Genomic DNA, 19,695 nt, shown 5'->3' with positions numbered 1-19,695 from the left:
TCAAACGCCCGCAGGATTGGCGACGTCCTGCCCCAGGTCCTTCAGATCCTGGTAGCGGTCGCCGATGCGGTGATGGGGGCGTCCGCCTATCGAAGCACCGAGGGCCACGACGATCTCGTCGGCGGCAGGCGCGTCGGGGATCGACGTCTGGATGGTCAGGTAATGCGAGCGGCGACCCTCATCGTTCTTGTCCATCAGCGGGATCATGATCGGCGCGTTGGCAGGACCGCGTGTGTTGCAGAAGGCGAGATAGGACTTGGCGCCGACGGCTTGGCGATAGAAATTGCCGAAGCGCAGCGTATGGATGAGCGCCGATCCGTGTTCGATCTCGCCGTCCAGGCCGACGACCGCGGACTTTCCATATGCTTCGACGGCGTCACCGGAGCCGACCGCATCGATGATCATCTTGGTCAGCAACTCGCCGAGCACCGGAGCGCCTGCATGGATTTCAGGCTTGAGGTCATCGACGAAGCCACGGCCCGCCCAGGGATTCTTCACGACCGCGAAGGCGGTAAACAGCTTCAGCGGAACCGCCGCGGCCTTGCCGCCCTCGATCAACGTCGTCTCGATCTGCAGTCCCGTCTTGCGAATTTGAATGGCCACCGAACACCTCATTTCTCAGTTTCGTATGATGGTATACCATAATATATGAGTGTCAAGTTCGTTCCCGCGAAGACGCGGACTTAGACAATCCTCCCAAGATACTCATTCAAAAACAAAGGCTTATCCGTTGAACGCGATCGCCGCAGATCAGCTGCTGCCAATGTTGGCCGGCTCCCGAATCTCGACGTCGGCACGCGTGCGCATTCGACGCTCCGGAAGCACTTTCCTTCTTTCAGCCTGTGGTGAACCGCCAGGGGCCCCGCGGCGGCCCGCAGGCGCAACGAAGCCGGACGCCACAACCATCCCAGTTCCTATGATACCGCCTCATATATTATTTATTATGGCATACCATCACATTGAGCAAAGTTGAGTGTCAAGCGCGGAGTATGAATTGTCGTGAATTGCACGGGGTCATCATGGCGAATGCCGTCTGCATCCGGCCGGTATGTGGATTCAGTTCCGTGCGGCAGCTCGCTCAACGTCCATGCTCCGCAAAGGGACCTTGATACGGCTTGACGCATTTGTCTGCGGGCGCCTATCGAGCTTTGATCATTCTCGCCCGGGGAATGAGCTTGTCGCCACAAGAAAAACGCATGCGGATGATCCGTCAGGTCGTGATCATCGGCATTGTGCTCCCCGCCTTTTTGGACTTCACCGTCTACCGCCTGAAGACAGGCAATTTTGGATAAATGCGCGCCCTTGCGCAGTGAATGCGTATGTTTCCCAGAAGGATTATGACCGCGGGTCGGGAGAGGGAAAAAGCCGTGTCGTCGATCTATCTCCTTCCGCACATTGCCGAAAGCGGAAATCCACATGCGTCCTGAACGTGGCGCATCGATCGAAGCGAGCTTTGCGTCGGAGAGCGTCAAAGCCGGTCTGCTCGCACGCCTTGCAAGCTCGCAGGGGGTGCCCGCACTTTGACGCAAATTGCCTTGTTCGATGTGCAGAGAAGGTTGCCGGTTTGGCACGCGATGTCGGAGGTGTTCCTCGACAGCGAATTGCAGGCAAAGGACTATCGCCGGATCGCCAAGGCGCTCGACATATCCGGATACTCCCTTGCGGAGCTCCGATCCATCCTGGAGGACGAGGTGGCCCCGGCATTTGCATCAAACCTCTGCTCCGTTGCAGGAGAATGGGCCGGTTGGCGCGAGAACGATGTCCAAACCATCATGTTCCAATCGCTGTCGCGGCGACGTTTTCGTCTTCTGTCATGGCTGAAACGGGTGTTGCGTCGACGGCATATCGAGCAAGAATGGGAGAAGATCGCGCAATTCCTCGAACAGGGATGAGGCCACCCTCGCAATATGCCGCAATACCGCAGCGGCCTGCGCCTCGCCTATTCGGCCGGCTTCTTGGCGGACAGTACCGCTTCGGCGATCGCGCTCGCAGCGGCGACGTGATCCATCGCCGCCCGGTAAGCCCCCTCGCCGTCGCCGCGGCGGATGGCATCGACGATCTTCGACATCTGTGCCGGTCCTTCGATGCCGCGCCCCTCCGTCTTGATCGTCATCGAACGCAAGTGGTTTATGCGCACGGTGAGGAGGTTGACGACGCCCCAGGCAACGTGCCTGTCGACCATCGTGAACAGTGTTTGATAGAAGGAAGAGGTGTTGGTCAGCACACCCGCCATATCGTTATCGCGGTAACTGTTGCGAATCCCACTCAGGGATTCCTCCAGCGCGGCGACGATCTCGGGGCTGCGGCGCTCGGCGCATAGCCGCGCCGCCATGCCTTCGAGCGCGCCGCGGATCTCATAGATCTGTTTGGCTTCCTCGATGTCGAGCTGCGCGACGATCGGCCCCTTGTTCGGCAGATTGGCGACAAGCCCTTCCGATTCGAGATGTCTCAGAACCTCGCGCACCACCGTTCGGCTGACCCCGAGCTGGGCGCAGAGATCGCGCTCGACAAGGCGATCTCCGGGACGGAAATATCCGTTGACGATGGCCTCGCGGACCTTGTCGAGCGCCAATTCCCGCAAGGTCTTTGCAGGACGCTCGACTCTAATGGCGTCCTTCAGAGCACCGCTCATTCTGTACCTCAGTGTTGGACTGACTTCGCACGCTCAAATTCCCCAGCGGCAGCCGAATGCAAGAATCGTATTATGGCGTACCAGATACTGTAGCTGTCGGCGACCGACAATTCAACAAGCGCCGTGCCGCCCGGAAAGGTTCAGCCTCTCGAAACGATCTCCTCGGCTACGGCCTTGGCTTGCACCCGGATATCCGGAACGGCGGTGATCTCCCAGAATTGTCCCGCCGTCAGGGCGCCGACTGCGAAGAGTCGGGCCGGCGAGATCTCGGACGGGGCTGTCACCTCGGAAGCGGCATTCACCTGGATCCCGAGACCAAGGGGATCGGGGACGATCAATTGAAACCGGCTCATCTCCTTCAGGAGCGGTGAGTGGCTGATCCCGGCGCGCTCCATTCCCGTGCAGTTGACGAGCCAGTCCGCATTGATCCCGGCGATCTGCGGCGTTGCTCTCACCCTGTAGCTGGCAAGGAGCCTGCCCTCCTGGGCTCCGAGCGATTTCAGGAAACCCGCGTGGAAACGAACGATTCCGTCCGAGACCAGCTTCTCAAACTTGTCGAACACGTCGGGCGCGACCCGATGGCGATGGATATTCCACCAGGGAAGCGCATGCCTGAGGAATCGCGACCGTTCCTTGCTGGAAAGCCGTTGCCAGAGAGCCTGCGTTGCGGGCCTCAGACCGTCCATCACGCCTCGCCAGTCGGCAACCGTCCTGCTCTTGCCCCGCAAGCTCTTCAATATCTCGCTGATCGTATCCGGAAGCGCCTCGACGTCGATCGACAATGGCGCCGGCAATTCCCTCGCATGTCCGAGCGGTGCGAGCCCGCGCCGCGAAAGTACATCGATCCTGCCGCTATGGCCGTGGGCGCGTAGCGCCAGAACCTGATCGATCATCGTCAGACCGGATCCGAGGATGCACACCGCATCGGACGATGCGACGCGCCTTAGCCACGAAAGCCGCCACGGGTTCTCGATGATCCGTGATCGCAGCGATGGCGGGACGCCATCCGGATCGACCGGAAGGCTGGCATTGCCGACACCGAGACAAAGCACCACGTTCCTGCCGGCAATCTCGTCGCCATTACCGAGATGGAAGGCCAGCGTGCTGCTGTAACGTTCCACGCATCCGGCCGCCTTGGCCTTGATGAAATCGACCCGGCAACGACCGTCCCGCTTTCGAAGCAGCCGCGCAAGTGTGTCGCGGACATAAAGACCGTAATCGCTGCGCGAGGCGAAATCGCCTGCCTGCATCAGGCGTCCATGACGTTTCAGCCAGTCGACAAAGTCGTCGGGTTGATGCGGCAGCAGGCTCATGCGGCCGGCGGGAACATTGAGGCGATGGAGATAGAGCTCCGTTCGGTACGCCGTCCCGCGCCCGAAACCGGGATCGTCGCCGACGACGGCAACCTTCGCCGAGGCGGGAAGCTGCTCGATGAGATTGCAGGTCACGGCAATCGCTGAAAAACCGGAACCGACCACGATAACATCGTATATCAACGCATTCTCCCTGAAGCTCCGCAACGCCCGGCGAGACATTTCGTCATTCACGCCTCGAGATCGCTCGCCGTGCCTTACGGATCGCACAAGCGGCAGAATCACGAAACAATTATCTCTATCGTCTATAAATATAGTTTGTTATTTCTCCCGCTAGCCCGTTCCCAACCATTACCCTTTTGCGGGTGAGATCGAGGGCCGTGCGGCCCTGAACAAAGGGGCTCAAAATGAATTTCAGAACTTTGGTTGCCGCGATCGCTATCGGCGTCGGCACGCTTGCAACGACTGTTATCGCCGAAGCGGCGGACCAGAAGGTGGTGGTCGGCTATCAAACCGATGCCTTGCCGTCTTCCGTGGCGATCGCCAATGGCGAATTTGCCAAGGAAACCGGGTATGACATCGACTTCCGCAGATTTAATTCGGGCGCCGAGATCTTTGCGGCGATTGCCTCCGGTGACGTTCAGGTCGGTTATGTCGGCTCCAGCCCGTTTGCGGCTGCAGTATCACGCGGGCTCGAGGTCAAGGCCTTTTACCTCGCCTCCATCTCGGGCATCGACGAGGCTCTCGTCGTCCGCAACGGTTCCGGCATCGAAAGCCTGAACGATCTGAAGGGCAAGAAGCTTGCTGCCGCGCCTGTTTCCACCGACCACTATCAGCTGCTGGCGCTGATCAAATCGTTGGGCCTGACCGAAAAGGACGTTCAGGTCTTCGCCATCCCTCAGCCCGAAATCGTCGCCAGCTATAACCGCGGCGATATCGACGGCGGCTTCGTCTGGGATCCGGCGCTCACCGAACTGAAGAAGAACGGGAAGGTTCTTGTCACCTCCAAGGACGTGGCGGACAAGGGTGCGCCGACATTCTCGGCCTGGGTCGCGACCTCGAAATTTGCCGCCGACAACCCGGCATTCCTGAAGGGCTTCGCGTCGGTCATCAACAAATACTACGCATCCTTCGCCTCGGACAAAGCCGCCTGGGGTCCCGACAGCGACAACGCCAAGTCGCTCGCCAAGCTTCTCGGCGGCACAGCCGACCAGCAAGCATCGGCCCTGAAGAACCTCACGCTTCTGACGCCTGAGATTCAGGCATCGGATGCCTGGCTCGGCGGCGGCGAAAAGGCGGGTGCCGGCAAGATCCTCAAGGACACGGCATCATTCCTGAAGGAACAGGGCAAGGTCTCCGACGTGCTGGCCAATTACGGCGCCTTCGTCACCGCCGACGCGCTGACCGGCGTCAGCAACTGATCCTCCCCGACGCCGGCGCGGCTTGCCGCGCCGGCGTCTAACATGCGAGCAGGAATATGCTTAAAGTCGATCACGCCAGTGTTTTCTTCGCAGCCCGCGACGGGCGGACCGTTCACGCGCTTGATCGCGTGTCTTTCGACATTCCCGAACGGGGTTTCGTCGTCGCGCTTGGAGCGTCGGGATGCGGCAAATCAACTCTTCTCAATGCGATTGCCGGTTTCCTTCCGCTTTCGGAAGGCCGGATCACGCTCGACGGCCGCGCGGTCGAACGGCCGGGTGCCGATCGCGGCGTCGTCTTTCAGAAGGACTCGCTGCTGCCGTGGAAATCCGTCGTCGACAATGTCGCGCTCGGTTTGAAATTCGCCGGGGTCAAGCGCAAGGAGCGCGAAGCGCGCGCCCGGGAGTTGCTCAGGCTCGTCGGCCTCGATGAATTCGCCGGCGCGTTTCCCTACGAGCTGTCTGGCGGCATGCGCCAGCGTGTCGGCATCGCGCGTGCTCTGGCGACAAATCCCGACATCCTGCTGATGGATGAGCCGTTCGGCGCGCTCGACAGCCTGACGCGTGAGCAGATGCAGGAACTGCTGGTTTCCATCTGGGATAAAACGGCAAAGAAGGTTTTCTTCATCACCCACTCGATCGAAGAGGCCCTGTTCCTGGGTACGCAGGTCCTGGTCATGTCGCCTCGACCGGGACGCGTCGTGGCGCGTTTCGATCTGGATTTCGTTCGCCGCTTCGCCGAAACCGGCGACGCCCGATCGATCAAGGCGTCGCCGCAATTTGCCGAGCTGCGCGAGGAGATCCGCGCCATTCTGCACAGCACCGAAGATTTAAGGAGCGCCGCATGAGCGATATAGTCCAGGCATCGCCGATTGCGACTGGTAGTGAGGACCGCCGGGTCAAGCTGGTGAAAATGGCAAGCTTCGGAGCCGGTGAGAAGTCGACGGTGGCCATCAGCATTGCCACGGCGCTTGCCATACTGCTGCTGTGGTGGGTCGTATCCGCGCTCGGCGTCGTTCCACACCTATTCCTGCCGCGTCCGGACGAGGTGCTGACACAGATCGGCGCCGTCTATCGCGACGGTTACGCCGGCGCGTCACTGTCCGAGCATATTTTTGCAAGCCTGTTCCGCATCGTGGTCGCAGCCCTCATCGCCATTTCCGCCGGCATTCCGCTCGGCTTGCTCATGGGACTGAACCGCTGGGCAAAAGGCGTGCTCGACGCACCGATCGAGTTCTACTGGCCGCTTCCGCCGCTCTCCTACCTGCCGCTGATGATCATCTGGCTCGGCATCGGCGAGACGTCGAAGATCACGCTGCTGGTGCTGGCGATGTTTGCGCCGATCTGCCTCTCGGCCCAGGCCGGCGTTCGTTCGCTGCCGATCGAGCGGGTCAATGCCGCGCGTTCGCTGGGCGCGAGCCGGCTGCAGCTCTTCCTGGACATCGTCCTGCCCTCCGCCCTGCCCGAAATTCTCACCGGCATCCGCATTGCGCTCGGTGTCGGCTGGGGCACACTGGTGGCGGCCGAATTGATCGCCTCCACGCGCGGAATCGGTTTCATGATCATGTCGGCTTCACAGTTCCTGGCGACCGACGTCGTCTTCGTCGGCATCGGCATCATCGCGATCTGCGCCTTCACCTTCTCGGCCGCCATCCGCTTTCTGGAGGCGTTCCTCGTGCCCTGGAAAGGCAAGCTCTGACCGAATGGCGGGATGGCGCGCCATCCAAACATCGGCTTGCGTACGCGATATTCGGTGCAGCTCGGGGGTTGACGTCAACCTCCGAGCTCGCCCGTTAGGGCCATCCTAGATTCACCGAGTATCGAAAATTCGCGGCATCGCTCGTGGATGTCGCGATCGGTCAGTGCACAGTAACCGCATCGGCCTGGCGCTGCTGCAGGCTGCGGACCAGCATCACGGCCTCCCTGACGATTGCCGAAAATGTTGCATCATCGGCCTCTGCGATCCTTCCGGTCATATTGCGAATGATTGTCGTCAAATGGATAATGGAATGGCGATGCTGCGGATCTTCCGATCCGATTTCGGCATCGGCCATGGCAAGCAGCGTCTGAACCAACCGCTCCATGGTTTGCCGGCGCCTGGTCCTCGGGTCGGCATTCGGATCTTCGCTCAGGCGCAGGAGGTCGGCGGCAATGTCGGACATCCGATTCCACTCACATCGCAAAAGCCGGCGGCATGGCAGCGACATGCCTTCGACCGCGCGTCTGCGCCTTCAAGGTCTGCAACAGGCGGTAGCCGTTGCGCCAGCGGCCGAAGCCGCTGGAAACATTGATATGGCCGGCAAGGCCGATATTCCTGGTCTCGGCATTCCACAGGCGGCCAAACAGGGTCAACCGATCGACCGTCATGTAGGCATCGTTCATGCTGCCGACGACGATACTCGGAAAGGGCAGAGGCGCCGTCGGCATGGCGCCAAACGAGATATGCCCCGGATGCAGAATTTCCGTGGCCGGCAGATCGCATGGAGCGACGAGCAAGGCTCCTTTGACGCGGCGCGCCGCACTTCGCCCGGCCAGCCGGGCGGCAAGCAGGCATCCGAGACTATGGGCAACGAGATAGGCCTCACCGGCCTCCTCAAGCGCGCCTTCCAGTCGCAACAGCCAGCTGTCCAGATTCGGATGATCCCAATCGTCCTGAGCGACGCAACGGCTGTCCGGCTGATCCTCCAGCCAATGCTGCTGCCAATGCCCTTCTCCCGAGCCGAAAAGCCCGGGAAGAATAAGTACATCGATCATCTGGCGCCATCCTCTCCCGGGCGGCGCGCCGGTATTTTTTCCCATCGGGGCAAACATCTGGCACCATTCATCGGATCAACCCGATCACCAGAGCGAACAGGAATGTGAAAGAGCTGACGATCGTGCAGATCCCGGCCGCATGCCTGAGCTGCGACATGACGCTGCTTTCCGCCCTTCTCGCATTGTGCCGACGCAGCTCGGTCTCAACGACAATCGCCATCACACCGCTCTCCTCAATACCAAAGGCCTGGCATGGCGCCCCAATAATGGAGCTCGTATTCGCGTGCGGACCAATCGCGCTCTTCGTCGCGCGTGAACAATCCATTGGCAGGCGCGTGCGCAGCCGGCGCCTTCGGCTCGAGCAATCGGCCAATCGTCAGTTTCAGCCAGAGGTGAAAATCAAGCTTCATGCGAACCTCCTGTCAGGGACTGGTACTTTTCAGCGAGAACATTTGTTTTCACGCAATTCCGGACGCAAACCGCTGTGCACTTTTGCTGGAATTGCCCTAGGACATCAGCGAATGACGGCTCGCATTGGCGAGAAGATCGCGGAGCGATGCTGTCGGTCCGTAGAGCATCAGCAGGCGGTTCTCCTCGCGTTTGGCGAGGCGATATCGTCGGGCGAATTCGAAGACGCTCCACAATTGATCGCTTGGCCCCGGCCTTTCCGCATCATCCATTTTCGCCTCCTGAGATCGAACCATGGCGGCGCCCCTTACTCGGCCGCCGCCAGTGCAGGGTTTGCGTCCGGGAAGAAGGCAGCCAATTCGCCGATCACTTCGTTGATGCGGGCCAAAAGCGGATCGGATGAGACCGCATAGTCGGTAAAATCGCGATCGGCCGCATAAACGGCAGTCGGCAAGGTATGGGCCATGAAGAAACCGAACAGCGGCCGAAGCTGATGCTCGACCATCAAGGCATGCCGGTCACCGCCGCCTGTCGCGGTGATGATGATCGGCTTGCCACGAAGCTCGTGCGGATCGAGCAGATCGATGAGGTGCTTGAAATGGCCGGGATAAGAGCCCTTGTAGGTCGGCGAGCCGATGATCAGGGCATCGGCCTGCACGATCTCGTCGACGACATGTCTGGCCTGCTCGTCGAGGTCCTTGCGCCACAAGGCCCTGCCCAGCGATGGACCGACATCATTGAGATCATAGGTCTTGCTCGCAAATCCGTAACGAATGCTCGCGCGGTCGGCGACGTGGCGCACGAGTGCCAATGTCTTCGAAGGACGGTTGAAGCTGCCAGCAATGCCGACGAGTTTGAAACCTGACATGGTTTTTCCTCTCTTTGGATTGCCTCAACTATTGTCTACAAAATTTATAGATTAAAGGAACGTGCATCTCTCCTTATTCGGCTGGTTGAAAAAAACGTTCGCTCTCGCCCCGGCACGCACAGGCTACAGGGCGATCGTCACCGGTTCTCGCGACCGCAGGCAGAAACGGGATATCGCTCCAATGGGAAAGACGTCTTGGAACATGGAAACACAGCGGGGGAAAAGCGCCAGTGAACCGCTCGGGCTAAATGGCTTTGCCGCAAGGTTGGATATTATTGGTATAAGATTTCCGGTTCAGCGGAACGATTGGATGACACGCTCTGCCCTTTCCGTCGCAGAAAATATACATTCCTTATAGATTTTAGCGGGAGTTTTTCATGCCATTGCAGACGGCTGATGTCATCGATTTCCAGGCTTACCGGCAATCGCGCTGCAAAGATGCGGCTGATGCGTCCAAGGCGCTCGCGCCGGCATCCTTCGCGATGCAGCCCGTTCTGATGTGGGTGCCCTATTGGGGTTTCGTCCCGGTGATGGCAATGGGCATTGCCGGATATGGCGTCTGATCAAGCGCTTCTCTCCGACGTCGAAACCATAGACGCCGCCGAGCAGATCACCGTTCAGACAGGACAGAATTTGCGGCGCATTCGCACCCGCCGCGGTTACTCCCTGGACAGGCTGGCAAAGATCGCTGGCGTCAGCCGCGCCATGCTCGGCCAGATCGAAACGGGCAAAAGCAGCCCGACGCTCAGCATTCTCTCGAAGATCGCGCTTGCTCTCGGCATTCCCTGCGCAGCACTGATTGCCGAACGCGGCGAGACCTCGATCATTACGGTGCCGCGGGCAAGATCGAAAATCCTCGCCTCGTCCGAAGGGCGCTTCCGGACACGGGCTCTTTTCCCCTTCGAAGGCGAGCGAAAAGTAGAATTCTACGAGCTGAGGATCGCTCCGCACCATAGCGAAAGTGCCGATGCCCATCAGCATGGAACGGTGGAAAATCTGGTCGTTGCCCAAGGCACCGTCGAAATCATCGCCGGCAGGCAGGCGCCGCATATCCTGGGCGAAGGCGACGCCATCATCTTCGATGCCGACGTGCCCCATATCTACCGCAATATGACAGGAACGGAAGCGATCCTCTACCTGGTGACGACCTATCTCGAAGACGTTCGCGTCTAACGCAAAAAGAGCCCCCGTCTCCGGAGGCTCCTCGTCATTGCCGTGAGAGCGCCGCGCATCTTTTCAGATGCGCCGGAGATGGCTCAGGCGGCCATCGTGCAGCACATCATCATGCCGCCGCAGTTCATCATGACAGGCATGCCGCCGGACATCATAGACATCATGCGCTTGCAGCATTCCATGAACATGTCCTTGTCCATGCCTTCCATCGGCTTCATTTCACAGACCATGCCCTCGGCAGTCATGGTGCACTTCATGGCGCCCATCATCATCATCATCGGCATGGAGGCCATCATCGGCATCATGGCGCCGTTCATCATGGGCATGCCTGACATCATCGGCATCATTCCACCCATCATCGGGTTCATCATGGCGGGCATCATGTTGTTCATCATCGGCATCATGTTCATGGCGGGGTTCATTGTCTCTCTCCGATCAATATCGTGGCGTTTCGCGTTTCGATGAAATGGGAGATAAAAGAACTAATTGCAGCAAACAATGTAAAAAAATCTTCCCCTATCTTTTCCTCCAATAGAATGGAGTGGTTTCGATGGGAATGCGCAATCTTGCCAAGATAACGGAATTCCATCCGCTATGATCGCCCGAGCGGGACGATCGTTCTGAACAGTCTCTTTGAATACGCCAGGAGAATTAAGTCCCCCACGCCATTGTGAGGGACTTTCTGAAAGTCTGGCGTTTCCGAACTAAGTTTCCGATATCTCGACCGACAGATCCGGGCCGAGCGCCTGCAGGAAGTTAGCGGCATCGAAAATGGCTGCCGGCGCCTTTGCGCCGATATCGCGGATGCGTCCCGAGAGGATACGCTGGACCGCTTCACAGATGATCGGCGCCGTGACGGCGTAGATGTCTTGTCCCTGTGCGACAATCTGACGGCGCACGTCGCCCTGCGTGACGATCACTTCTACGGCAAAGCGCTGCGCCGAACGCCCGGATTCGTCGACTGCCTGCGGCGGAGGCGTCGACGAGTCGCGAACATCCCGCAGAGCGGTTGTGCTCAAGAAGGTGTGCAGTTCCTTCGTCCGGACGTGCCGGGCGATCAGCGGCACTTCCGAAAAGGGAAGCTCGACGAAAGTCTGCCGGCCGAACGGGGCCGGTAAAATCGACACCCTTTCAGCAGGCGGTTGAGGCACCGGCTCCAACTGCCCACCGCTGACGGCCAGGCGCCGTGCGGTGTTTCTTTCTCCGGTAACGCGTGTGCCTCTCGTCGGCAGCCAGCTGTCAAGCGCAACTCGAATTTCGATGTCGTCGGCGTGCTCCCACTCGTCCATGACAGCTGCCACGAGCAGGTCGGCCAAACCGCCATAGAAACCCATGGCCGGGATGACGGCTATGCCCGCTTCCCGGGCCGCAACCTCATGCCTCTCGAACGTGGCCTGCACACTCGGTTGCTCGGCCGTCACGTCGAGATAATGAATCCCCGCTCGCAACGCGGCACGCACCACTGCGTCGGCGGTGTCCATGAACGGGCCGGCGCAGTTGATGACCGCCGCCGCGCCGGCTAGCGCCCTGTCCAGTTCCCCGTCATCCTCGACCGCTGCTTCGCGGCATTCGATGCCGCGCTCCGCAAAGCCCGCAGCCGCCAGCCGCTCGGCATTCCGTCCAATCGCGATGGGCTTGAGACCGCGCCGCAACAGTTCGGCGACGACAAAACGACCGGTATGGCCGTTCGCTCCCAAGACCGCGATAGATTGGGACGTCTTCGTGATGTCGGCTTCGTAGATGGTCATTGTTTTCTCCTGCGCTACAGACCTGTCTGTATTCAATAAAACATACAGGTCTGTAGCGTGTCAATCCGTTTGCTGTTATGCTGGCGACCTTGGAGGTACACGAATGTCGAAAAGCGCAACGAACTCCCGTGCCTCTGGCGGCAACGAGGTGCGGGATAGAATTCTCGAGACGGCGTCGGAACTCTTTTACCGGCGCGGCGTGCGTGCTGTCGGTGTCGATCTTGTGGTCGAAAAATCCGGCGTCGCCAAAACCAGCCTCTACCGCCATTTCGGCACGAAGGACGACCTCATCGCGGCCTTCCTCAAGCGCGAAGACCTGGACTTCTGGAGCACCTGGGATCGCGTGACGGAACAGCATCCCGACGATGCCGAAGCCGAGCTCGATGCACATTTTGAGTGGATCGGCGAACGGGTCGGGCGGGAAAACTACCGAGGCTGTCCGCAGATCAACACCGCAGCCGAATTTCCCGAAGCGGATCACCCTGCCCGCAAGGTCGCCGAAGCTCACATGCGCGAGATGCGGCGGCGTCTGAAGACCATCGCCGAGGGGCTTGCGGTTGCCGCGCCCGATCGGCTCGCCGGTCAACTCGCGGTTCTGATCAACGGCGCCTTTGTCAGCATGCAGCTCTTTGAACCCGGCGAGGCCACCGGTTTGCTACGCGATGCAGCGCACGCCCTGATCGCCGCCAGCCGTAGCTGATCACACTGGACATCCGCTGAAAGTACAAATTGCAGAGCTGTGAAATGGGGGCAAAAGGAAGCCGCAAGACAGGGCGACTGAGCCCCCAAATCCCGGCTTTTCAAACATCATTGCCCGGTCCGGCTCAGGTAGAGATTTTAGGAATGATGAGGATGCGTGGGATCGTCGTGCGGCTTCAGGAAAAACCGGCGCGCAATATCCCAATAGCCATCATAGACAAGCCCGCCATTCGACCGGACAAGCGTTTCGCGGTTTTTGCGATAGACCGCCGGAAGGCGATACCATGAGATGCCCGGCCGGCGGTGATGGAGAACGTGCAGATTGTTGTAGAGAAACAGCAAGCCGAAGAGATGGCTGTTTTCGACGATGGCGGTGCGCTCCTCATGGCTTTCAGCATATCTGTGCTCGGCATAGGATCTGAGCCGCGTCATCGCAGCACCCGTATAGACGAAAACAAGATAGAGCCACAGCGGCATACCGCAGACGACGGTCGACCAGAATAGGACGGCGACGACGCCGATGCCGTGCGCTGCCCATATCAGCCGCCGTCCCGGTTCGTCCGCCCGTATCAGCCGCCATTCCTGCCCAAGGAAACTCAACAGCATCACCACAGGACCGATGGTCAATCGGCCGAACAGGGTGGTATTCCACCGCGCCAGCAACCGCCCGGTCGCACCGAGCTGCTCCCAGGCGGCCTTGGTGAAATAGGACGATTCCGGATCCTCGATCGGATCGGTCAGATATTCGTCGCGATGATGCTCCAGATGACTTTCCTTGTAGATCGGATAAGGCAGCCACAGCGACAGCGGTATCGACCCGATCGCATCGTTTATCGCCTGGGTTCCCGTCGGGTGGCCGTGAATGACTTCGTGCTGAAGTGATCCGTGCCAGGCAATCAGCCAACCTCCTGCGGTCATGACCACGAGCGGCGGCAATGATTGCCACCACCAGGTGAGCGCCAGAAACCCACCATGAATGACGAGTGCAAGAATGACCGTCGGCCACTCCGTCGAACGCGTGGGAACAATGGTCCCGGCGGCCTGCAAAGTCCTGTCGAGCATGCGTGTGATTTCCCCATCAACCACACCAATTTATCGCAGGGCATCGGCAAGAGGGAATAAAGTCTATCTATTTTATAGACTTATGTGAAAAAATCCGTCTCTAAGGCTTGTCGCCGTGAAGATGACGTTCGAGGAAGGACAAATTATCCTGCCCCCAATAGATCTCGCCATCATAGACATAGGTAGGAAAGCCGAAGACGCCGCTGTCGCGGGCATGCACGCGGTCCGCCGACCACTTGTTCTGGACATCCTCGTCGGCTTGTCGCCGAAGAAGTGCTGCGCCATCGAAACCTGCCGAGGTCACGATCGCCTCGCGCACATCGGGCTTGCCGATATCCTCCGCCTCGCTCCAGAAGGCATGTTGCAGAGCGCGCGAAACGCCGATCCAATCCTGTCCGTCGAGATAGGCGGCAATCACGAAGAGAGATGCAGGCGTCGGATCGCTCAAATCCGGGCGATGCTCAAGCCGCAGGTCCTTGCCGCGCACGCGCGCCCAGCGCTTGAGATCCCGCGTCCAATAAGCACGCCGGATCTCCGGGCGATTGCGAGAAAAGATACCACCGTTTTCCTCGACCACCGTCGTCAGATAGGGTGTGATGACGACATCGTTCTTCGCCGCAAGTTCGGCAAAGGCGTCGAAGCCGATATAGGCCCAGGGCGAGCCGATCGAAAAGAAATATTCTACCGATTTGGTCACTGATGCATATTCCCTAAGAGGTGATGGTCCGGCGTCGTATGGGCGACGCCTTTCAGGAAGCGGCACGGATGCCGGATTGCGCTTTCCATCCGAGCTCCGGTGCAATTGTCGTCACGAAGTCGTGGAGAATTTGGCGATATTCCGCGTGCTCGAACTCGTAAGGGAGTTCCAGCCTCAGCTCGCTGACCTCGGGCAGGATCGGATCGGCAAAAAGCTGCACCAAAATCTCGTCCGACGTGCCGACGATATCACGGGCGAAAAGCGTGCGCCGCTCGCCCTGCGGCGAAAGGGTCCGCTCATGGCGGCCATCGGCATAGTCTCGATATCGGCGCCGCGTTGCCGCATCGGCGCTGTCGAAAGGCACGATGACGCGGCCCAGCGCGACGCGGCGCTGCTTGCCGGCGGCGCGAAAGGTTTCGATCAACCGCGATTGCGCGGTGAAGAAATCATCCGTCCCCTCCCCCGTGATTACATTGCCGGTCAACAGGTTGAAGCCGTTGCGGCCGGCCCATTCGGCCGAGCGCTGCGACCCGCCGCCATACCAGATCCGGTCGATCAGGCCCTTGGCATAAGGCTGCAGTCGCGGCCGCTGCGGGCCGAACGGCGTCTTGATCAAGGTCTGCTCGTCGCCGAGATAGGTGCCGCGCAGATTGTCGGCAAAACGCAGCACGCGATCATGGGAAAAATCATGACCCGTCCAGTCGCCGTCGAAGACGAGCGGGGCGATCAGGTCTGCGTGCAGCGGCCGGCCGGCGCTGACGCCGATATTCAGCCGCCCGCGCGATAGAATATCGACGGTGGCGAGATCTTCAGCCAGCCGATAGGGGCTTTCATAACCGATCGGAATAACGGCGGTTCCGAGCTCGATCCGGCTGGTGCGCTGTGTCGCCGCCGCCAGGAAGGCGCTCGCGGAAGAGATTCCAGGCTCCAGGTGTCGCTGGCGGACCCAGGCGCTGTCGAAACCCAGATTCTCGCCATATTGCAGCTGCTGCAGCGTCTGCTCCAATCCCGACAGCGGGTCGTCGTCGGGATAGTTGCCGGGAGTGAGGAAGCCGATATGGCTGATGGATATATTGCCCACTCGTGCCATCCCATCAATATTTCGGCAGGCCGGGCGGGTTGGTCTCCGACGCCGGCAGGGCCTCCTCGGACAGGTGCCAGTGGTCGAGGATTTTTGCGTATGTGCCATCCTTGATCAGGCCGTTGGTGGCGACAGTCAGCGCATCGGCCAGCCCGCTCCCCTTGCGGGTGGTGATCGCAACATCCGAGCGATCAGGCCAGCCGGCGCTCAGCGTGCCGACACGCCTGATGTTCTTGTCGCGCGCGGCAATGAAGACGAGCTGCGCATGCGGCTGGACGATGACATCGGCCCGGCCGGACCGCAGCGCGAGAAGACTTGCTGCCTCGTCGTCGTAATATTGCAGCTCGATCGGCTTCAGGCCGGCGGCGACATCTTCCTGGCTCCACTTCACCAGGATACGCTCCTGGTTGGTGCCGGCGCCGACGATGATCCTGAGGCCGGCGGCGTCCTTCGGCTCCTTGATCGAGGTGACGGCACTGTCGGATTTCACGAAGAAACCATGCAGCCCCTGGCGGTAGGTGGAGAAATCGAATTTCTCCTTGCGCTGCTCGGTGACGCCGACATTGGAGATGACGGCGTCATATTTGCCTGAGGTCAGGCCGAGTGGCCAGTCAATCCAGGCGACGGGCACGATCTCCAGCGTCAGGCCGAGGCTGTCGGCAATGGCATAGGCATAGTCGGGATCTGCCCCGACCACGGACTTCGCGTCCGTGGCATAGGTGGCAAGTGGCGGGCCGCCGGGGCTGACGGCGATGGTGAACTTGCCGGGTGTGACGAACTTGAATTCCCTAGGAATGGCAGCGATGGCCGCATCGTTCCTGGCGGCATGAAGCCGGCCCGGCTGTTCCGGGCTCAGGTCAAAATCCTCGGCCGCGTGGGCGGAACCGAAACCAGTCAATACTGACACCAGGGCTGCGAAGAGCAAAGTGCGAGATGTCGGATGGATCGTCACGTTCAATATGTCTCCGTTTGCGTCGAGAAGTGGGAACGGACCGGCGCGCTACCCGGTCCGCCAGACCAAGATTACGAACCGCTCTTCGGCAAGCCGGGCGGGTTGGTCTGAGCCTTGTCGATTGCCTCGGGACCGAGGTTCCACGTATCGAGGATCTTGCGATAGGCGCCACTGGCGATCAGATCGTTGACGACATCGGTCAAGGGCACTGCCAGGCCACTGCCCTTGCGTGTGGTGACGGCAATTTCTGCCGTGATCGGCCAACCACCACTGACGGTGCCGACGAGCTTGGTCTTGCCGTTTATCCCCGCCGAATAGGCCTGCGTCGCGTTTACGCTGAAGACGGCATCGGCTCTGCCGGACTGGACGGCGAGATCCTTGACCGCATCGTCGTCATAATATTGCACCTCGATCGGCTTCAGGCCGGCGGCGACATTCCGGCGGTCCCATTCCAGCAGGATCTTCTCCTGGTTGGTGCCGGCATCGGTGATGACCTTCAGGCCGGCAATATCCTTCGGCTCCTTGATCGCCGCAATCGGGCTGTCGGCCTTGACGTAGAAGCCGAGCTCATCCTTGCGGTAGGTTGAAAAGTCGAATTTCTCCTTGCGCTCTTCCGTGACGGTCACGTTGGAGATCACCGCATCGAACTTCCCCGAGGTCAGCCCCAGCGGCCAATCGGCCCAGGCGACGGAAACAAGATTGAGCTTCAGCCCCAGGCTGTCGGCGATCGCCTGCGCCAGATCGACGTCGTAACCGATAACGGTCTTGGAATCGGAGGCATAATCATGCAGCGGCAGATTGCCGCTCGAGCTGATGCCGACGGTGAAGACGCCGTTTTCGACGAACTTGAAGTCCTTGACTTCGGCAATGCGCTTCTCGTTCTTTTCCACCCTCAGCCGGTTCGGCTGCTCGGGGCTGAGATCGAATTTCTGCTGCGCCTGAGCGGAACCGAAACCGATCGCGGCAATGGTGACGGCTCCCGTTATCAGCAGCCTTGCCCTATCTGTAAATGTCATGCCCCTTCTCCATTTCATCTTTAGGTTGTAGTTATTGTCATTCAGCCAGAGCAGCCCGTCGCGGCCCGGCATTTCACCAGCGCTATAGGGCGCTAGAGAACCTTGGCGAGGAATTCCCGTGTTCGTGGATGTTCCGCTTGCGCGAAGATGCGGGCCGGCGGGCCGGCCTCCAGAATGCGGCCGCCGTCCATGAAGACGACGGTGTCGGCGACTTCGCGGGCAAACCCGATTTCATGGGTGACGATGACGAGCGTCGTACCGGTGCGGGCAAGCTCCTTGATGACATCGAGCACTTCGCCGACGAGTTCCGGATCGAGCGCCGAGGTCGGCTCGTCGAAGAGCAGCACCTTGGGACGGAGCGCCAGGGCGCGGGCGATCGCCACACGCTGCTGCTGGCCGCCGGAAAGCTGGCGCGGATAGGCGTTGATCTTGTCGCTGAGGCCGATGCGGGCCAACAGCTCCTGCGCCAATTGCACCGCCTCCTCGCGGCTGACGCCGCGCACCTGGATCGGTGCCTCGATGAGGTTTTCGAGCACCGTCAGATGCGGGAACAGATTGAAGCTCTGGAAGACCATGCCGATATCGGCGCGGCGGGTGAGAATATCCTTTTCCTTGAGCTCGTAGAGCGTGTCGCCCTTCCTGCTGTAGCCGACGAAATCGCCGTCGACCGAGATGAAGCCTTCATCGACACGCTCCAGATGGTTGATGGCACGCAGAAGCGTCGACTTGCCGGAGCCGGACGGGCCGAGGATTGCGGTCACGCTGCCGGCGGGAAGGCTGAGCTCGACATCATCGAGCACCTTCAGCGAGCCAAAGCTTTTGGAAATACCATGGATACGCACCGCACCACCCGTCCGCAGGGCCGCCGCATCATCGAAGCCGAGCTTGCGCACTCGCTCGCTCGCCGTATCGAGAGCTGGCAGCGGACGGCGGAAGCGTTCGAAGAATGCCTGGAAGGGCAGCGGTGTCGGATTGCGCACGGCACCCTTTGAGAAATAGCGCTCGATATAGTGCTGGGCGACCGACAGCACCGTCATGATGATCAGATACCAGACGGTGGCGACCATCAGCAGCGGAATGACTTCGAGATTGCGGCGGTAGATCACCTGGACGGTATAGAAGAGCTCCGGCAGCGCCAGCACATAAACCATGGATGTGCTCTTCGCCAATCCGATCAGCTCGTTAAAGCCGGTCGGCAGGATCGAGCGCATGGCCTGCGGCAGCACAATGCGGAAGGCCTGGCGGCGGCGCGGCAGGCCGAGTGCGGCGGCGGCTTCCAGCTGACCATGATCGACTGAAAGGATACCGCCGCGCACGATTTCCGCAAAGAAGGCCGACTGGTTGAGCGTGAGGCCGAGAAAGGCGGCGGCAAAGGGTGTCAGCAACTGCACGGTGGGATAGTCGAGGAAGACGGTATCGGTGAAGGGGATGCCGATCTTGATCGTCTCATAGAGATAGCCGAGATTGTTCAGGATCAGCAGCAGCACGATGACCGGGATCGAGCGCAGCAGCCAGATATAGCCCCAGGAAAGACCAGAGAGCAGCGGCGACTTGGAAACGCGGGCAAGCGCCAGCGCCGTTCCGAGGATGGAACCGGATATGGCGGCAAGCGCGGTCAGGAGCAGCGTCCTGCCGAGGCCGACGAGCACCGGCTCGGCAAAGAACCATTCGGCAAAGACGTTCCAACCCCAGCGCGGGTTGGTGAAGGTGGAGTAGAGCACCGCGACGATGACAAAAGCGGCGAAGATCGTGCCTGCCAGCCGTTCGGGATGGCGCGCCGGCACGATGCGATACCGGGAATAGTCCTTCGATTCTGCCGTCCTGCTGCCGGGGTCGATGCCGGCGAAATCCGTCGTCAGTGCCATTGTGCTTCC

25 protein-coding genes are annotated in these 19,695 nt (G+C 60.2%); 7 read left to right on the top strand and 18 right to left on the bottom strand.

All coding sequences use genetic code 11. The annotated features are described in order from the left end of the window. Window positions 1–603 (bottom strand): amino acid synthesis family protein, encoded by a 603-nt coding sequence (locus tag EEQ99_RS01700; RefSeq protein ID WP_028756781.1) that lies wholly within the window; start codon window positions 601–603, stop codon window positions 1–3. Window positions 604–941: 338 nt separating this feature from the next. Then, window positions 942–1,472, bottom strand: a complete 531-nt coding sequence (locus tag EEQ99_RS01695) for a hypothetical protein (RefSeq protein ID WP_127429919.1) — start codon at window positions 1,470–1,472, stop codon at window positions 942–944. Between the two features lie 72 nt (window positions 1,473–1,544). Here EEQ99_RS01695 and EEQ99_RS01690 point away from each other — a divergent pair, with 72 nt between their 5' ends. Then, window positions 1,545–1,892 (top strand): DUF7079 family protein, encoded by a 348-nt coding sequence (locus EEQ99_RS01690; protein ID WP_425299636.1) that lies wholly within the window; start codon window positions 1,545–1,547, stop codon window positions 1,890–1,892. A 47-nt stretch (window positions 1,893–1,939) separates the two neighbouring features. Here the strand turns inward: EEQ99_RS01690 and EEQ99_RS01685 are convergent, their stop codons facing one another. Next, window positions 1,940–2,632 (bottom strand): GntR family transcriptional regulator, encoded by a 693-nt coding sequence (locus EEQ99_RS01685; RefSeq protein WP_028756780.1) that lies wholly within the window; start codon window positions 2,630–2,632, stop codon window positions 1,940–1,942. A 140-nt stretch (window positions 2,633–2,772) separates the two neighbouring features. After that, window positions 2,773–4,167: an FAD/NAD(P)-binding protein gene (locus EEQ99_RS01680; RefSeq protein WP_174824434.1), complete on the bottom strand. Its 1,395-nt coding sequence runs from the start codon at window positions 4,165–4,167 to the stop codon at window positions 2,773–2,775. A gap of 185 nt (window positions 4,168–4,352) precedes the next feature. On the opposite strand from EEQ99_RS01680, the gene tauA reads away from it, so the two are divergent. The 3 genes from tauA to EEQ99_RS01665 are packed head-to-tail and all read left to right on the top strand — an operon-like array spanning window position 4,353 to window position 7,062. After that, window positions 4,353–5,366 carry a taurine ABC transporter substrate-binding protein gene (tauA, locus tag EEQ99_RS01675; protein WP_028756778.1) on the top strand — a complete coding sequence of 338 codons (1,014 nt, stop codon included), beginning with the start codon at window positions 4,353–4,355 and terminating at the stop codon, window positions 5,364–5,366. A gap of 56 nt (window positions 5,367–5,422) precedes the next feature. After that, complete coding sequence (locus tag EEQ99_RS01670) at window positions 5,423–6,211, top strand: taurine ABC transporter ATP-binding protein (RefSeq protein WP_028756777.1); 789 nt, start codon at window positions 5,423–5,425, stop codon at window positions 6,209–6,211. Continuing rightward, window positions 6,208–7,062 carry an ABC transporter permease subunit gene (locus EEQ99_RS01665; RefSeq protein WP_028756776.1) on the top strand — a complete coding sequence of 285 codons (855 nt, stop codon included), beginning with the start codon at window positions 6,208–6,210 and terminating at the stop codon, window positions 7,060–7,062. The genes EEQ99_RS01670 and EEQ99_RS01665 overlap by 4 nt, the downstream gene beginning before the upstream one ends. 160 nt (window positions 7,063–7,222) lie before the next feature. Here the strand turns inward: EEQ99_RS01665 and EEQ99_RS01660 are convergent, their stop codons facing one another. The 6 genes from EEQ99_RS01660 to msuE form a co-directional block, all read right to left on the bottom strand. Further along, window positions 7,223–7,525, bottom strand: a complete 303-nt coding sequence (locus EEQ99_RS01660; RefSeq protein WP_028756775.1) for a hypothetical protein — start codon at window positions 7,523–7,525, stop codon at window positions 7,223–7,225. Window positions 7,526–7,535: 10 nt separating this feature from the next. Further along, window positions 7,536–8,117, bottom strand: a complete 582-nt coding sequence (locus tag EEQ99_RS01655; RefSeq protein WP_028756774.1) for an RBBP9/YdeN family alpha/beta hydrolase — start codon at window positions 8,115–8,117, stop codon at window positions 7,536–7,538. A gap of 67 nt (window positions 8,118–8,184) precedes the next feature. Next, window positions 8,185–8,337 carry a hypothetical protein gene (locus EEQ99_RS34405; protein WP_164735887.1) on the bottom strand — a complete coding sequence of 51 codons (153 nt, stop codon included), beginning with the start codon at window positions 8,335–8,337 and terminating at the stop codon, window positions 8,185–8,187. A 13-nt stretch (window positions 8,338–8,350) separates the two neighbouring features. Continuing rightward, window positions 8,351–8,527, bottom strand: a complete 177-nt coding sequence (locus EEQ99_RS34400) for a hypothetical protein (RefSeq protein WP_164735886.1) — start codon at window positions 8,525–8,527, stop codon at window positions 8,351–8,353. 96 nt (window positions 8,528–8,623) lie between these two features. After that, window positions 8,624–8,821, bottom strand: coding sequence for a hypothetical protein (locus EEQ99_RS01650; RefSeq protein WP_028756773.1), 198 nt, complete (start codon window positions 8,819–8,821; stop codon window positions 8,624–8,626). Between the two features lie 11 nt (window positions 8,822–8,832). Beyond that, window positions 8,833–9,393 (bottom strand): FMN reductase, encoded by a 561-nt coding sequence (gene msuE, locus EEQ99_RS01645; protein WP_028756772.1) that lies wholly within the window; start codon window positions 9,391–9,393, stop codon window positions 8,833–8,835. Window positions 9,394–9,770: 377 nt separating this feature from the next. Between msuE and EEQ99_RS01640 the strand changes: the two genes are divergently transcribed. Both EEQ99_RS01640 and EEQ99_RS01635 read left to right on the top strand, forming a co-directional pair. Continuing rightward, window positions 9,771–9,956, top strand: coding sequence for a hypothetical protein (locus EEQ99_RS01640; protein WP_063475849.1), 186 nt, complete (start codon window positions 9,771–9,773; stop codon window positions 9,954–9,956). After that, window positions 9,946–10,566, top strand: a complete 621-nt coding sequence (locus EEQ99_RS01635; RefSeq protein WP_028756770.1) for a helix-turn-helix domain-containing protein — start codon at window positions 9,946–9,948, stop codon at window positions 10,564–10,566. The genes EEQ99_RS01640 and EEQ99_RS01635 overlap by 11 nt, the downstream gene beginning before the upstream one ends. Before the next feature lie 83 nt (window positions 10,567–10,649). On the opposite strand, the gene EEQ99_RS34395 is transcribed toward EEQ99_RS01635, so the two are convergent. Further along, entirely contained in the window at window positions 10,650–10,988 is a 339-nt protein-coding gene (locus tag EEQ99_RS34395; RefSeq protein WP_164735884.1) for a hypothetical protein, read from the bottom strand. Between the two features lie 282 nt (window positions 10,989–11,270). Further along, a complete protein-coding gene (locus tag EEQ99_RS01625; RefSeq protein ID WP_127429916.1) occupies window positions 11,271–12,314 on the bottom strand; it encodes a saccharopine dehydrogenase family protein in 1,044 nt (347 codons plus the stop codon). A gap of 103 nt (window positions 12,315–12,417) precedes the next feature. On the opposite strand from EEQ99_RS01625, the gene EEQ99_RS01620 reads away from it, so the two are divergent. After that, window positions 12,418–13,014 carry a TetR/AcrR family transcriptional regulator gene (locus EEQ99_RS01620; RefSeq protein ID WP_127429915.1) on the top strand — a complete coding sequence of 199 codons (597 nt, stop codon included), beginning with the start codon at window positions 12,418–12,420 and terminating at the stop codon, window positions 13,012–13,014. Between the two features lie 137 nt (window positions 13,015–13,151). On the opposite strand, the gene EEQ99_RS01615 is transcribed toward EEQ99_RS01620, so the two are convergent. The 6 genes from EEQ99_RS01615 to EEQ99_RS35330 form a co-directional block, all read right to left on the bottom strand. Next, window positions 13,152–14,075 carry a fatty acid desaturase gene (locus EEQ99_RS01615; protein ID WP_127429914.1) on the bottom strand — a complete coding sequence of 308 codons (924 nt, stop codon included), beginning with the start codon at window positions 14,073–14,075 and terminating at the stop codon, window positions 13,152–13,154. A gap of 100 nt (window positions 14,076–14,175) precedes the next feature. Beyond that, window positions 14,176–14,772 (bottom strand): 2-hydroxychromene-2-carboxylate isomerase, encoded by a 597-nt coding sequence (locus tag EEQ99_RS01610; protein WP_047612301.1) that lies wholly within the window; start codon window positions 14,770–14,772, stop codon window positions 14,176–14,178. 52 nt (window positions 14,773–14,824) lie between these two features. Then, complete coding sequence (locus EEQ99_RS01605; protein WP_127429913.1) at window positions 14,825–15,862, bottom strand: LLM class flavin-dependent oxidoreductase; 1,038 nt, start codon at window positions 15,860–15,862, stop codon at window positions 14,825–14,827. 4 nt (window positions 15,863–15,866) lie between these two features. Further along, on the bottom strand, window positions 15,867–16,805 hold the full coding sequence (locus EEQ99_RS01600) for an ABC transporter substrate-binding protein (RefSeq protein WP_127430145.1): 939 nt from the start codon (window positions 16,803–16,805) through the stop codon (window positions 15,867–15,869). Window positions 16,806–16,876: 71 nt separating this feature from the next. Next, the gene (locus EEQ99_RS01595; protein ID WP_127429912.1) at window positions 16,877–17,821 is read right to left on the bottom strand and encodes an ABC transporter substrate-binding protein; all 945 of its coding nucleotides are present in this window, start codon (window positions 17,819–17,821) and stop codon (window positions 16,877–16,879) included. A gap of 92 nt (window positions 17,822–17,913) precedes the next feature. Then, window positions 17,914–19,686 carry an amino acid ABC transporter permease/ATP-binding protein gene (locus tag EEQ99_RS35330; protein WP_127429911.1) on the bottom strand — a complete coding sequence of 591 codons (1,773 nt, stop codon included), beginning with the start codon at window positions 19,684–19,686 and terminating at the stop codon, window positions 17,914–17,916. Window positions 19,687–19,695 lie beyond the last annotated feature (9 nt).

This window comes from Rhizobium anhuiense (assembly GCF_003985145.1).
Classification (GTDB): Bacteria; Pseudomonadota; Alphaproteobacteria; order Rhizobiales; family Rhizobiaceae; genus Rhizobium; species Rhizobium anhuiense.
This window is presented reverse-complemented; position numbering and strand designations above follow the sequence as displayed.